Origin of the sequence: Flavobacterium sp., from assembly GCF_017744675.1 — a bacterium.
Classification (GTDB): Bacteria; Bacteroidota; Bacteroidia; order Flavobacteriales; family Flavobacteriaceae; genus Flavobacterium.
Map to the genome: position 1 here is coordinate 233,423 of NZ_JAGIAV010000006.1, position 15,489 is coordinate 248,911.

General features: G+C 32.6%; 11 protein-coding genes. 6 read left to right on the forward strand and 5 right to left on the reverse strand.

All coding sequences use genetic code 11. The features are described from left to right. Window positions 1-52 precede the first annotated feature (52 nt). The 4 genes from uxuA to J7574_RS19770 all read right to left on the reverse strand — a co-directional run bounded on the left by uxuA (window position 53) and on the right by J7574_RS19770 (window position 3,335). Complete coding sequence (gene uxuA, locus J7574_RS19755) at window positions 53-1,237, reverse strand: mannonate dehydratase (protein ID WP_290972735.1); 1,185 nt, start codon at window positions 1,235-1,237, stop codon at window positions 53-55. A gap of 24 nt (window positions 1,238-1,261) precedes the next feature. Beyond that, window positions 1,262-2,074 (reverse strand): SDR family oxidoreductase, encoded by an 813-nt coding sequence (locus J7574_RS19760; protein ID WP_290972738.1) that lies wholly within the window; start codon window positions 2,072-2,074, stop codon window positions 1,262-1,264. Between the two features lie 146 nt (window positions 2,075-2,220). Then, complete coding sequence (locus J7574_RS19765) at window positions 2,221-2,883, reverse strand: bifunctional 4-hydroxy-2-oxoglutarate aldolase/2-dehydro-3-deoxy-phosphogluconate aldolase (protein ID WP_290972741.1); 663 nt, start codon at window positions 2,881-2,883, stop codon at window positions 2,221-2,223. Window positions 2,884-2,885: 2 nt separating this feature from the next. After that, on the reverse strand, window positions 2,886-3,335 hold the full coding sequence (locus J7574_RS19770; protein ID WP_290972744.1) for a YhcH/YjgK/YiaL family protein: 450 nt from the start codon (window positions 3,333-3,335) through the stop codon (window positions 2,886-2,888). Between the two features lie 183 nt (window positions 3,336-3,518). On the opposite strand from J7574_RS19770, the gene J7574_RS19775 reads away from it, so the two are divergent. Then, window positions 3,519-4,526 carry a LacI family DNA-binding transcriptional regulator gene (locus J7574_RS19775; RefSeq protein ID WP_290973126.1) on the forward strand — a complete coding sequence of 336 codons (1,008 nt, stop codon included), beginning with the start codon at window positions 3,519-3,521 and terminating at the stop codon, window positions 4,524-4,526. Between the two features lie 231 nt (window positions 4,527-4,757). Here the strand turns inward: J7574_RS19775 and J7574_RS19780 are convergent, their stop codons facing one another. Further along, window positions 4,758-5,921, reverse strand: coding sequence for a DUF4861 family protein (locus tag J7574_RS19780; RefSeq protein WP_290972746.1), 1,164 nt, complete (start codon window positions 5,919-5,921; stop codon window positions 4,758-4,760). A gap of 246 nt (window positions 5,922-6,167) precedes the next feature. On the opposite strand from J7574_RS19780, the gene J7574_RS19785 reads away from it, so the two are divergent. The 5 genes from J7574_RS19785 (at window position 6,168) to J7574_RS19805 (ending at window position 15,320) form a co-directional block, all read left to right on the forward strand. Then, window positions 6,168-7,103, forward strand: coding sequence for a hypothetical protein (locus tag J7574_RS19785; RefSeq protein WP_290972749.1), 936 nt, complete (start codon window positions 6,168-6,170; stop codon window positions 7,101-7,103). Window positions 7,104-7,106: 3 nt separating this feature from the next. Continuing rightward, window positions 7,107-8,180: a hypothetical protein gene (locus J7574_RS19790; RefSeq protein ID WP_290972752.1), complete on the forward strand. Its 1,074-nt coding sequence runs from the start codon at window positions 7,107-7,109 to the stop codon at window positions 8,178-8,180. 47 nt (window positions 8,181-8,227) lie between these two features. After that, window positions 8,228-11,233 carry an AAA domain-containing protein gene (locus J7574_RS19795; protein WP_290972755.1) on the forward strand — a complete coding sequence of 1,002 codons (3,006 nt, stop codon included), beginning with the start codon at window positions 8,228-8,230 and terminating at the stop codon, window positions 11,231-11,233. A gap of 27 nt (window positions 11,234-11,260) precedes the next feature. Continuing rightward, window positions 11,261-11,899, forward strand: coding sequence for an HAD family phosphatase (locus J7574_RS19800; RefSeq protein WP_290972757.1), 639 nt, complete (start codon window positions 11,261-11,263; stop codon window positions 11,897-11,899). Window positions 11,900-12,392: 493 nt separating this feature from the next. Next, the gene (locus tag J7574_RS19805; protein ID WP_290972760.1) at window positions 12,393-15,320 is read left to right on the forward strand and encodes a triple tyrosine motif-containing protein; all 2,928 of its coding nucleotides are present in this window, start codon (window positions 12,393-12,395) and stop codon (window positions 15,318-15,320) included. Window positions 15,321-15,489 lie beyond the last annotated feature (169 nt).

The window sequence follows — 15,489 nt, forward strand, 5'->3', positions numbered from 1 at the left end:
TCTGCGAGAGAAATAAAAAAACTTCGTGTCTTAGCGCCTTAGCGGCAAAATCCTATAAAGATCGTTTTATTCCAATCTCAAGTCCGCGGAGTTCTGCAAGACCTCGCAAGCGGCCGATAGCAGAATAACCCGGATTTGTTTTTTTCTTCAAATCGTCCAGCATTTGGTGTCCGTGATCTGGACGCATTGGCAATTTGCTGTTGTTTCTTTTTTCAACTTCCAAAATTGCTTTTACCACTTCGTACATATCAACATCACCCTCCAAATGGTTGGCTTCGTAGAAACTTCCTTCTTCGTCGCGTTGGGTGCTTCTTAAGTGAATAAAATTCATTTTATCGCCATGACGTCTTACTATTCCTGGCAAGTCATTATCAGCACGAACACCGTAAGAACCTGTACACATGGTAAAACCATTGGATGGAGAAGGAGCAGCATTCATTAATTCGATCAAATCTTCTTCTGTGCTCACCACTCTTGGCAAACCTAAAATTGGGTAAGGCGGATCGTCTGGGTGAATGGCCATCAAAACACCCTTACTTTCAGCAACCGGAATAATTTCTTTTAAAAAGTGAAAAAGATTATTCTTTAAAGCTTGTCTGTCAATATGATTGTAAGCGCTTAAAGTCACTAAGAAATCTTCAACGGTATAAGCTTCCTCTGCACCCGGAAGTCCAGCCAGAATATTCTGTTGAAGTTTTACTTTATCATCAGCAGTCATGGCCTCAAAATAGCTTTTTGCCTTTTGTTTCTGCTCTTCAGAATATTCATTTTCAGCACCTGGTCTTTTCAAAATAAATAATTCAAAAGCAGCAAAAGCGTTGATGTCAAAACGTAAAGCTTTTGAACCGTCTTCAACCGTATAAGACAAATCGGTTCTTGACCAATCTAAAACCGGCATGAAATTATAGCACACGCATTTAATGCCGCATAAAGCCAAATTTCTGATGCTTTCTTTATAGTTTTCAATGTATTGAAGATAATTTCCAGTCTGTTTTTTAATGTCTTCGTGAACGGGAATACTCTCCACAACCGACCAAGTCAAGCCAGAAGCTCCTTTTTTAGGATCTCCATCTTCGTGTTCAATTTCCACTTTTCTTTTAATGATTTCATCAATACTCCAAACTTGCCCGTTTGGAATGTGATGTAAAGCTGTTACAATTCCAGTTGCACCGGTTTGTTTAATATCTTGTAAAGAAACAGGATCATTTGGTCCGAACCATCTTAATGTTTGTTCCATTTTTATGTACTTGTTTTAATATTTTTAAATACTTGTAGCGGCAAAACCTCCGTCTACTTTTAATGTTATTCCCGTAACGAATTTCGACATGTCGCTGCATAAAAATAAAAGCGCACCGTCAATATCTTCTGGAGTTCCAAATCTTCCCATTGGCGTGTGATCAATGATTTTTTCGCCTCTTGGAGTCAGTTTTCCTTCTGGAGTCAGTAATAAAGCGCGATTTTGCTCTCCAATGAAAAAGCCTGGAGAAATAGCGTTTACACGAATTCCTTCGCCGTATTTTTGAGCCAATTCAACCGCCATCCATTGTGTAAAATTGTCAATTGCCGCTTTGGAAGCCGAATAACCCACCACTCTCGTTAAAGGTCTTTGCGCCGATGCCGAAGAAATGTTGATGATGTTTCCTGATTTCTGCTTTGCAAAAAGCTCAGAAAAAACCTGAGTTGGAAGCATAGTTCCAATAATATTTAGGTCGATTACTTTTTGTAAATCATCACTTTTCATGTCATAAATAGCTTGATCTGGCTGAATCGTGGCACCTGGCATATTTCCGCCGGCAGCATTAATCAAAATATCAAGACGGCCGTATTTTTCAACGATAAAATCTCTAATTTTTTCTAATTCTTCTTTAACCAAAACATTCGCTTGAACAGCAAAACCTTTTCCTCCGTTTGCTTCAATAGCTTTTACAGTACTCTCTGCTTTTTCAAGCGACTGAGAAACGATTCCGACAATAACACCTTGTTTTGCCAATACATTTGCAAAATTGCTTCCTAAAACTCCGGCACCTCCCGTAATCAAGGCAATTTTTCCTTCTAGATTGAATATCGAATCCATTATTTAGTTTAATTTTCAATACTTTAAATTCCAAATTCCAATTTGGAATATAAAGTGTGGTTATGATTAGTTTTAATATTTTGTTTTTTAAAATTCCCAATTATTCGTCACTGAGTTTGGAATTTGGAATTTCAAATTTTGGAATTTTAACTTCTGATAGCTTCAATCAGATCCAAAACTCTCTTTGTTTCTTTTTCAATTGTCTCATAAGCTTCGTATTCCATTACTTCTTTGCTGATTAATTTGCTGCCCATTCCAACGGCAGAAACGCCAGCATTAAACCAAGTTTCAATGCTTTGTCTGGTAGTATCAACGCCTCCTGTAGGCATGAAAATTAAGTTTGGAAAAATGTCTTTAATGGCACTCATAAAATCTGGACCTAAAATATTTCCAGGAAAAAGTTTAATGAATTGTACTCCGGCATTTTCAGCTGCAATAATTTCAGTTGGAGTCATACAGCCCGGAGCGTATAAAATATCTTTTGAAATTAAAAATGAAGCTACTTCAGGAACAAAACCCGGACTGATAAAAAAGTCGGCTCCTGCTACATAATAGGTTTCTGCCTGCGCCAAATTTTTGATGGTTCCAATTCCTAAGAGCATTCCTGGCATTTCGGCATTTCTTACTTCAATCATTTTTTTGAAATTAGAAAGCGCTTCAGGGCCACGGCTTGTATATTCAACGGCTCTAATTCCGATATTATATAAGGTTTTTAAAACCGCAAGACTTTTGCTTTCGTCAGCATTAAAATAAAGCGGAAGCATTCCTTGTTTTACAATAACATCAATCGAGTTCTGAATCGTACTCATAATTATATTTTTACTTTAATAACAATCTTTTTAAGCGCTCCCTTACCAATCATTGCAGTATGAACATCTTCTGGAAATAAGATGGCAAATTGTTTTTCCTGCATTTCAAAAAAGGTATCTGGTGCATCATGGAAAAATCGAACGTCTCTTTCGTCACTGTATTCGCCATTCGGATTCACACATTTCTCTCTAGGTTTCCACGCAAAAGTTTCAGGACCTTTAATCGAGATCTGTATGTCAATGTTTTTGTCATGGCATTCAAATCCTTTTACCGCTTCTTCTTTTGTGTTTCCTTCTCCCACAATTACAATTAGTTTTAAACCTTCACCAATTTCAAAAGCGCCTTCTTCAAGATTCGCAATATCATTTTGGCTTACATAATCAAAAGCTTTCTTGAAATTGGGATGCAAACCGTAGTATTTTGATGCATTATGTAAGGAATCTAGTATCATTTTAGTATGTTTTATTTTTGTTTTTTAATGTTATGTGTATATTTGCGTGTGCGTACACGGTATTTTACAAATGTATGCAAAATGTAATGTAAAACAACTTATTTTTGATAAAATAAATTAATTTTACCCTACTGCTTTTATTTTTTTAACTTAAAAAGAATCAATATCATAACAATAAAAAAAATTGCCGAATTAGCTAATGTTTCTGCCGGAACTGTCGACAGGATTATACACAAACGCGGACAAGTAGCACAAGAGACCGTTGATAAGGTTAATGCTATAATTGAAGAGTTTGGATATACTCGAAATATATTGGCAAGTAATTTGGCTCTGAACAAAAAGTTTCATTTTGCGGTTTTCCTTCCAAAATCAGAAACGCTGGAATATTGGAAAAGTCAGATTGATGGAATTGAAAAAGCGGCTTCGGAATTCAGTAAGTTCGGAATTGTTTTAGACTATTTTTTCTACGATTACAATCTGGCATCGTTTAAAGAATCTGCACAAAAAGTGCTAGAATGCGATAACGATGGTTTATTGTTTGCACCAATTTTTTATGAAGATTCTGTTCAGTTTTTAAAAGAATATGAAAAGAAGAATATCCCGATTGTAATGGTCGATTCGAATGTTTCTGAAGAAAACGAACATGCCTATGTGGGACAAGATGCCTTTCAGAGCGGTTATTTGGCTGGAAGGTTAATTAGTTTTGCTGTGAAAAACGAACGCCATGTTTTGATTTTTAAAATTACAAGAGAAATTGAAAGCACTTCTGTGTATAAGCAGCGCATAAAGGGTTTTTATTCTTATTTTGAGGATCACGATGAATTGACGAATTTTAAATTTTCTGAGTTTTCTCTAAAAGATTCAGGAAGAGATCAGCTCAATCTGGAAATGTTCTCGGGAGTAAATAGCGTTTTTGTACCGAATTCGAGAGCTTATATTGTGGCAGAATTTTTAGAAAAAAACAATATAAAAGGGGTTCGAATTATTGGTTTTGATTTGCTGAAAGAAAACATCGAATACTTAAACAAAGGAGTTATTGATTTCTTAATCAACCAAAGACCCGAAGATCAAGGTTATATGGGAATTAATTATTTGTATAAAAAACTGGTTCTTCAAGAAGAAACGGAACGGACGCATTATATTCCGCTGGAGATTATTTTGAAGGAGAATTATTTTCCGGCTAAGCGATAGTTTTTTTGCCACGAAGGCGCTAAGTCGCTAAGTTTTTTAATCTCGCAAAGTCGCTGAGACGCAAAGTTTTTTGTTTCACGCAGATTTAAAAAGATTTAAGCAGATTTGTTTTGAATTAAAATCTGAATTAATCTGCTTCAATCAGCAAAATCTGCGTGAAATAAAATCATTTTAATCCTCTAATCTGTGGCTTAAAAATCTTCGTATCTTAGCGCCTTCGCGACAAAACCATTACTTCCTCACCTTAACAATCAAAGGATTATTAATCTTTTCTGCAAAAGAACTCAAATAGTTTTCCCATTCTTGTTTGGTTTGAAACGGACTTCCTTTTTTCCATCCAAAACCTGCATAATAAATGGCTTTATTGTTTTTTACAGCAATGTTTCCGTATAAGTTGCTCAGATCTTTTTCGTTCGTAACATGATGGTCAAAACTAGTTAAAGAACCTTTTGGAGTAACTAAACCAATTCCGATTTCAGAATCATCGATAGGTTCCCAATAGCTCAGCCAGCCTTCTTTTAAATTAGTACCAATTGTTCCTTTTTTATCATGAAGCGTTAAACCTGCAGAAATGGTTTTGGTTCCTGTAATATTGATTTCAAAACGAGAAAGCTGACTTCCGTAATCCAAACTAATCAATTTTGATTCGGTTATTTTGTTTCCTTTCGCATCCCAATCGGCATACGTTAAAATAAAACTCGTTCTGATCGGACCTGTTGTAATGGTTTTCCAGCTGATGAAATTCTTTGAAAAGTAATATTTCCCGTCAACGTTTACAGCAATTCCGCCTACGCCGCGACTGTCGCCCACGTGAAAATTATCCAAACCTTCTCCAGTATCTTTATGATAAGTTCCTGTTCCGTTAGTAGCTTTTTCGTACCACTTATTAATGATTGGATAATCGACTCTTTTGAGCCAAGCGTCGATTCCGCTAGTTAAAGTTCCGCCAGGAATTTTGTCTTCCACCATTTTTTGTGCGACAGGTCCGTAAGTTCTAAAAGCGACTTTGTTGTTTTCCCAAGCATAATCGTCTGTGCGTTCTGGAACAAAACGCGAATAACAGCTAATCACTTTTGAAGAGGAAGGATTTGATCCAACCAAAACTTCAAAATCTTGTTTAGAAGAAGCTTTGATTTTTGGTTGAAATAAAAGCAAATCTGCATTTCCGTCTCCATCAGTATCTACGGTTTGCGTTTCTAAAAATGTATTGCCGTTTTTAATTGAATAATCTTCGAGTTTTGCATTAGAAGCCAATCCAAGAGATTTTTTAGTTAATTCGATGGTTTCAAATTCTCGATCTACTTTTAAAGTGTTGCTAACGGTAATGATTTTATTCTGAGAGAAAGCCGTAAAATTAGCCGTTAGAAGAGTTATAATAAAAAGATGTTTTTTCAAAATTCTTTGGTTTTATATTTAAAAAAAATAGGTTGGATAGGAATATAAAAGTACAAAGCAAAACGGAATTGAAAATACAGAATAGGAGTAATTCTGTACAGAATGCTGAAAATCAAATTTATAAGTGATAAAATTTATTTATTGCTTTTTTATTTCTTTTAATAAATAACTTATGTTTACGGAAAACAGTAATCTTAGAAAATTGGAATTTAATAAGTTTGAATCTTAAAAGATAAAGATAATAATATGAAGTATGTACCTAATTTGATTCCAGAAAAATCACAAGTTTTAAAGCATTATTTTACTGGACGTATTGATCAAACTAAAAAAGTTAATCCTATTCAGAATTTTTTAAGTTGGAGTGGTGGATTGATTTTTTTATTATGGGCAGTAGTATCTTTAAAACATCCATTATTGACTTTATTTTTAGGTGTTATTGGGTTTTTGATAATTCCTCCAGGACATAAGTGGATCGAAAAAAAATTTAGATTTAATCTTACCACAAAAATAAAATTTAGTTTTGGACTGGTTCTTTTCTTGTTTTCAATACCGCTTTTAGCTCATTATGCTTCGATCGATAAAAAGGAGGCTCATTTATTAAAACTTAAAATAGCACAAGAAGAAAAACAGAAAGCTGAATTAGAAAAGGAAGAAAAAAATAGGAATGATAGTTTATCCTTCTATCTCAATGCAATTTCAGAAAAAGCGGATAAGCATAAAATAAGTGATGCAAAAAAACTATTAGGCAGAGCAATGTTTTTTGCTAAATTACCCTTGGATAGAGATAAAATCGAAATTGAAAAAAGTAATATTTCGAGAATAGTAGCACTAGACCTTATTAATTCTGGAGAATATAGAAGGGCGATTCCTTTTTTAGATACACTTATTGATAATAATGGAAATGATGCTGGTTTACGTGTAAAACGAGCGATATGTTATAGCAAGACAGGTAATCTCAAAGAGGCTGTTTCTGATAGTAAAACTGCAATTGGTCTTGGAGATAAAGATGCTGAGAAGCTTTATAACAAAATTAATCCTTTAAAAAAACGAATTGCATATTATGTAACAAGATGTTGTGATGGAACAACGTCAAATTCAACAGGAAGAGGGACTTGTTCTCATCATGGAGGTGTTTGCAATTGGAGCGAACCAGTTTACGAAGAATATAGAAAATACGAATAAATTATGGTAAATAATGTTTTTCAAGAAGTTCCTTTAGTGCAGGTTAGTTTTTTTCAAAGAATATTTAAGCAATTGCCAGTAGAAAATAGTGTTATTGAGTTAAATAATTTATTGGCATCATATCCTATAAATCAGATTTCTAAAGATCTTATTTATGAAATAGAAGAGCGTTATCAAATTAGTCTTAAAGATGAATTCAAACTAAACCTAGAAGAATTTTATGCTGTTTATTTAAATCATTGCTTAGATGATGGAATATTATGTGATTCAGATTTTGATAACTTAAATAATTTAAAATCAATTTTATCGCTAAGTGAAGAATCGATAGGGAAATTAAATAAAGATATTGGAGTTATAGTCTATAAAAAGTTTTTCGATAAATCTATCTCAAATGGAAGGTTAGTAAAAAAAGAAGAAATTTTACTGGAGAAAATTGAAAAGGATCTTAAACTTCCAAAGTCATTGGTTAATAAAATTTGTAGAGATGGCAAACAAAATTTCATGCAAAATTACCTTGAAAATATTATTCATAAATTAGATTTTTCACCTTCCCTTCAACAGGAAGTTTTGGAAACAGGAGAAAGATTAAATATTGATTTAAACTTTAATAAAGAAATCAATAAACAATTAGAAAGACTCAGAATTTATTGGAAACTGGAAAATTTACCTCTTGAAACAATTAAATGTGATATTCAGATTCAGAAATCCGAAGAATGTTATTTCAAAATTGATGCTGTAGAATGGCATGAATTAAAAAACTATAAACACAAACCTATTAATTACAATTCTGATACTAAAAAAATAAAAAGATTTTTTTTAAATCCTCAAAAAAATAATAATGCGGTTTATACAAAATATATTGATTCTGGAAGTTTATATCTTACCAACAAAAGGGTTATTTTTATAGGAAGTAATAAAAATTTAAACATAAGATTTGAGAAAATTTTAAGACTAACTCCACAATCAGATGGAATTGAGATAGATAAAGAAACTATAAAATCTGTGTATGTCAAGATTTTTAATCAAGCTGATGAATTTTCTTTAATTTTAGATAAGTTAATAAAGCAAGTAAAGTAGATTATTTAATTGAAAAATGTAAATGAATGTAACTAAATATATTTATAATGGAATATAAAAAATGGCTTACATATTGGAAAAAAAATTTATCTGACTCTTTAAAAAGTGATATTGATCTTAAAAACCTTAAACATTTTGAAGTTGATGTCTTTAATATTGAAGATACTGTCATAAATGAACTTGAAAAAATAAATAAGTTAATAGATTTTGAAGAAGAAAATTTAAATAAGAAAAAGGGAATAACAAATAAAGAAAGTGAAAATTGGGTTTCTCTAAAAGATATACACATTTTAATTTCTCCTATTAAAATTAAGCCTACTACCGAAAATTTGGTGTATTTAAAGGATAAAAAACCAAAATTTCCTTTTTGGTTTTTTGCAAAAGTAGATAGGTTCGGTAAATTAAATGTTCCAGATGATACTTTTCCCATTTTTCAAAGAAAATATTTAGAGCCGCTTGCTGATGAGCGTACAGAGTTCATTTTTGGATCCCTAGAAAATATTGATAAAGCTACTGCCGTAGGAAAAGAAAAATTTACCAACTATTTGGATTATATAAACTATCTGCAAGATGTTTTTAAATTGGCAATTGACCAAGATTTTAAAGATTATATAACCTCAGGATATGAAACGTTAAAAAGTGGAATCATTCTTTTGCCTAATGAAGAAATTAATGCTGCTATCGGTATAATAAAATTGTATGAAAAAATATTAAAAGAAAAAGAGATTCCAAATTTATTAAAGAACGTCATTACATTACAAAACAATACTGTAAATCTGCCATTGGAAGTAAAGCAATTTATAGATTCCAATTTTTTGCATTTAGGACAAATGGGATATGAACACCCTCTTTCCATTTCACAGAGAAAAAGTTTGTATACCTTTTTACAGCATAATGATAAAGTTTTTGCAGTAAATGGTCCTCCTGGAACAGGAAAAACTACTTTATTGCAGAGCATGGTTGCGAATAAAATAGTTGAAAGTGCAATTAAAGGTGGTGAAGCATCTTTAATTCTGGCTTGTTCAACAAATAATCAAGCTGTTACAAATATTATAGATAGTTTTTCTAAATCAAATACAAAAGAAGGAGATTTACAAGGAAGGTGGATTCCTAAAATCAATGGATATGCAACTTATTTATCATCAAAAATAAAAACAATAGAAGAATTAAAGGGGATTAATTATAAGAAAGAAGATGGTGAAGGATTGTTTAATGATATAGAAAATCAATCTTATCTCAAAGAAGCTAAGAGTTATTTTATTGAAAAAAGCAAAATTTATTTTAAGAAGGAAATTTTAAATATTCAATCGGTAACCACTGAGCTTAGAAATGAGATAATTAAGATTGAAAATAATCTGAAAGAAGCTTCTGCTATTTGGAATGATTATTTAAGTATGGAAAGCCAATTTGAGAATGAATATTATGTTTCTAAAGCAATTAAAGATAAATATTATACAGGTGTACTTTTAAACGAATCTTATTTTGATTCAGATATTAGTGATCTTAAAACATTGGAAGAAAAAATTATCTTTTACTTTAGTAATGAACCATTTTTCAGAAAGCTGTTTTGTTTTTTTAGATTTAAATCAGCTCTTCAAAATAGAAAATCCGAGATTAGAATTTTGTTGAGAGATTCATTAGTAGAAGAAACTGATGTTTTTTTATATAATAAGATTGATATTCTTGATAAAATAGATAAAAAAATAAGATTAGCTGATTCAATTTCAAACTCTGTAAAAAGATGGAAAGATTGGAAAGTTAAAAATTCAATTATTGGAAATCCTCCACAGAATGAAGATAAATATTGGGATTCTGAATATTCTAAGATAAGAAATAAAACAGAACCAAATTGCTTTTATGATGAACTAGATGTAAGCCTTCGTCATAAGGCTTTTCAATTAGCCTTACACTATTGGGAGGGCAGATGGCTTATGAAATTAGAAATAGATTTAACAGATCCTAATTTTAAGAAAAAAGGCATTGGTGCTATTAAAAATAGATGGAGACGCCATGCTATGCTAACGCCTTGTTTTGTTAGTACATTTTATATGGCTCCGAAATTTTTCAGTTATTATAAATTTTTCAAACAAAGTGAGGACGGAACTAATATTTTTGACAATCCACCACTTTATGATTTTGTAGATTTATTACTTGTTGATGAAGCAGGACAGGTAACACCAGAAGTTGGTGTTGCAACCTTTTCTCTTGCAAAACAAGCAGTAATCGTTGGAGATGTCAAACAAATTGAGCCAATTTGGAATGTATCTAATAAAGTTGATATTGGTAATCTTAAAAAGTGCGAAATAATAACGAATTATGAGAATGAGATTTATGAGAAAGAGTATGACCACAAAGGATTTTTATCTTCAACAGGAAGTATAATGAAAATGGCTCAAAATGCATGTAATGTTAAATCAGACAATTTTGATGAAAAAGGATTAACATTATTGGAGCATAGACGTTGTTATAATGAAATAATTGAGTATTGTAATGTTTTGGCATATAAAGGTCAATTGAAAGCTCTTAAAGGAAAAGCTCCTGACAATTTATTATTTCCTCCAATGTATTGCATACATGTAGAAGGAAAATCAACAACTTTAAATTCCAGTAGATATAATCAAAATGAAGTAGATGCGATTGTAAATTGGCTAATTTCTAATAAAAGCAATATCGAACTAAAGTATAAAAAGAATGGAATTGGAGAGAGTATTGAAAACATTGTTGGAATCATTACACCTTTTGTTGGACAAAAAAATACTTTGCGTAACGCATTGAGAAATGCTGGATTTGATGTAAACCTTTTAAAATTAGGAACAGTCCATGCTCTGCAAGGAGCAGAAAGACCTATTATTTTATTTTCAATGGTCTATGGAAAAGATGATTCGGGAACAATGTTTTTTGATAGGGATAACAAGCCTAATATGCTCAATGTCGCAGTTTCTAGAGCAAAGGATAATTTTATTGTTTTTGCAAATACAGAAATACTAAACAAACAATCAAAAATACCTTCTGGAATATTAGCAAATCACTTGGTTTATAATTCCAAGCTTTAATTAAGAGAATAATATATTAAATCAATTATGGAAATTAAATGCATAATTTTCGATTGTGACGGAGTTTTGGTCGATACAGAGAAAATCGGTAACGGAATATTGCTGGCAATGGCACAAGAACACGGATTTGAAATGGAATTGGAAGATGCTTACCGACATTTTAATGGTAGAAATCTAAAAGATTGTTTCCGTCATATCGAAGAAGCCATAGACCAAAAACTGCCTGAAAATTTTGAAAGCGAATATCGAGAAAAGAGTTTTGAAGCTTTTAAAACGCAAGTAAAACCAATGAAAGGCATTGAAGATTTTATTGTAAAATTAAAGATTCCTTATTGCGTTGCGTCGAGCGGACCTGTAGATAAAATTCGTTTGAATCTGGAAGTTGCGGGTTTGTTGGATAAATTCGAGAATAAAATATTTAGCTCCTATCAAATTGGAAGCTGGAAGCCAGAACCTGGAATATTTTTGCATGCTGCCCAAGAAATGGGTTTTGAAGTAAAAGACTGCATTGTGGTGGAAGACAGCAAAGCGGGAGTAAAAGCAGGAGTACGTGGCGGATTTAAAGTCTACGGTTTTGCCAACGGTTTTAATAACGAAGATTTAGAAGAAGAAGGAGCAGAGCTTTTTTCTTCTTATGAAGAGTTGAGTGAGAAACTTGGGGTTTGAGGTTTTAGTTTTGTTTCAGGTTTCAAGTTTCAGGTTTTGTTGTAGCGAGCTTCGACTTCGCTCAGCCTGAATAATAAGTTTTAAGTTGTCTTGTCTGCCTAAGCGAAGTCGAAGACTACCAGTTTTAATTCTTAGTCAACTTTGTCAAAGTTCAAAACTTTGACAAAGTTTATCGTTGGAATTTGGGCTCGAGCGATAGCGAACAGGCGAAGCAATTTCAGAATTTAGAATTTTCTAATTGTCACATTTTCTAATTGGCTAATTTTCTAATTACCACATTTTCTAATTTCAATCCAATTTGTTGCACTAAAATTAATTTTATTATATTTGAGTTTGCACATTCTCTTTTTTACTTGAGTATTAATGAATAATTGTTAATAATACATTTAAAAGAAAGAATGTTTTTTGTCTAGAAAATAACTTTTCCCAAAGAAGTATTCTCCGGATTGTGATTCCAAAAAAATCACAAAACTAACCTACAGACGCAAACAGAATGATGAAATTTAAAATTAGAATTTTACTTCTATTCCTATTATTTTCTCCAATTATCAATTCTCAAATCAAGAAGATTGGAGTTCCTTTTATTGCCAATTATAGTCCGAAAGCTTATAAAGCCGCATCTGAAAATTGGGATGTTTTGCAAGATTCAAAAGGCATGATGTTTTTTGCCAACCATTTTGGGATTATGCAGTTTGACGGCATTCGCTGGGCCATTGTAACGCAGCCAGAAAACCGAAGCATGGTGCGTTCGATGGCAATTGATAAAAAGGATAAAATATATATCGGTGCTCAGGGCGATTTCGGATTCATGATTCAGCTTCCAAACGGGCAATATCAATATACTTCTTTGGTAAAATTGCTTCCAAAATCGGCTCGAAATTTTGGCGACGTGCTTCACACTGTTGTTCGAGACAGTGAAGTGATTTTTTTCTCTTACGAAAGGATTTTTATCTATAAAAGCAATGCAATCAAAGTAATAGATGCCAAAACGAGTTTTGATGATTTCTTCGAAGTTGGAAGAGAAATCTATGTTTCAGACAATGAAAAAGGATTATTACAGCTAAAAGGCGATGCTTTAATTCCTGTAGAAAGTGGCGAAAAGTTTGTTGGATTGCAGGTGAGAAAGATTTTTCAAATTAAAGACGGACTTTTATTGTTTACGCAAAAAAAAGGCCTTTTTATTTTTAGCGAAAATCAAATAAAGCCATTTGTAACCGAAGTAGATCCTTTATTAAAACAAAATCAGATTTCGGCAGGAATTGAACTTTCTGATGGTTATTTTGGAATCGGAACTCGCCAATCGGGCTTGATAGTTATAGACAGTGCAGGACATTTGATTCAGCATATCGATAAACAAATGGGACTTCAGAATGAGTACGTGACCAACTTTAAAATCGATAAAGAAGGAAACTTATGGGTCACGCTTAAAGGCGGAATTTCTCTGATTCAGATTTCGTCTCCTTTGTCAAAAATTATAGATGGCACTAATTCTGAAACCAAAATTTATTGCAGTCAGATTTACCAGAATAAATTGTATATCGGTACAGACAACGGTTTGTTTTGGCTAGATTGGGAAGCGTATAAAAGCGGAAAAAGGGAAAATATAGCCTTTCAGCATGTTTTTGGAATGTCTGAAAATGTTTGGAATGTGGGGGGGTTTGACAACTCGTTATTGGCTTTTGAAAAAAACGGAATATTCGAAATCAATGGAAATTCCGCGAAAGCGATAGCCAAAATTGATGGCGCGTGGCAGGGAATTTTAATTCCGAATCATTCTGATTTACTGCTTGTTGGCGGTTATACTGGATTGTACTTGCTGAAGAAAATAAATGGTTCTTGGGTTTTTCAGCATCGAATAAAAGGCTTTGAAGAAAGCAGCAGAATTATGGAAACCGATAAAAATGGAAACATTTGGATTGCACATGGTTATAAAGGGATTTATAAACTGAAATTCAATGCCACATTTGATGCTGTTGCTTCTATTCAGTTTTATAATGACAAAAATGGTTTTCCGTCGAGTTTGTTTTTGAATACGTTTAAAGTCGATAATCAGATTTTATTTGGAACCACAAAAGGTGTTTATAGACAGGATGTATCTTCAAAAAAAATGATTCCAGATCCTGTTTTCAGAAAGTACCTCGGATTGGAAAATCATATTCGATTATTAAAACCGGATCATCAGGATAATATTTGGTACGTTTCTGGCGAAAACACAGGAAAAATAAGCAGACAGAAAAATGGAAGTTTTAAAATTGAAGAACTTCCTTTTCGAAAGCTTCGCTATATTTATGTTCCCGGTTTCGAAAATATCCAAACCACAAATAGCGGTGATGTTTTCTTTGGAACGCAAGAAGGCCTGATTCATTATAGCGCCATTAAAAACAAGAGATATCAAACGAAGTATCAAGCTGTTATTTCTGAGGTGAAATGCATTTTTCCGAAAGATAGTTTGCTATTTTCCAGCCGTTATGATGTCCTTCCGAACAAGAAAGGATCAATAAGTGATAAGCTTTCGACTGTTTTATCGTATTCTAATAATGCCATTCATTTTTCTTTCGCTTCACTTTGTTTTGAAGATGCCGATGCAACAAAGTATGAATATTGGCTAGAAGGTTTTGAACCAACTTGGTCGGATTATACTCTTCAGACTGAGAAAGAATATACCAATTTGCCTGAAAACGAATATGTTTTTCACGTAAGGGCAAAAAATATGTATGACGTGGTGAGTGAAGAAGCTGTTTTTAGATTTGAAATTTTACCACCTTGGTATAGAACTTTTTGGGCTTACTTATTTTATTTTGCGCTTTATAGCATTGTAATTTATTTGATTGTTAGATATCAGAAATCTGTTGCAGAGCGTCAACGTCGCCAATTAATAGAGAATCAGGAAAAAGAATTGCTTCGAAGCCGTGCAGAACTTAATGAACAGAAACTGACATTTGAACAGCAAAATATGGCTATTGTACGCGAAAATCTTCAAAATACAATAAATCTTAAAAATGCTAAAGTAGCTTCAAACACCGTCAATCTGATTCATTTGAATGAAATTTTGCTTTCGATAAAAGAATTGATCGGACAGATTGATAAGAAAAACGATCCGAATGTAAACTTTGGCATTCTCACGAAAATCAATAAATTAATTGACCACGAATTGCAAGGAGACAAACATTGGAACGAATTTGAAGAAATTTTCAATCAGTTGCATGATAATTTTATGCAACGGTTAAAATCAAGTTATCCAGAATTGACTCCGCGTGATATGCGATTGTGTGCGTATCTGCGAATGAATTTCAATACAAAAGAAATAGCACCGCTTTTAGGAATTTCAGTTCGAGGTGTTGAAGATACCCGATACCGTATTCGCAAAAAACTGCAGCTTCCGTCTGATGTGAATATTACCGAATTTATTCTCAATTTTTAAATTTTGCATTATAAGTTAAATCCTAAGTAGTTTTACGCTTTTTAAAGTGCAATTTGTTACATTTTTTTAATAGTACCGTAGTCAAACCGTACTCCAAAATGTAAGTCTTGCCTGATTTTTTGGTTAATATTGCGCTGTTGTTGTCGGAAAATACAATCTGTTTTAGAAA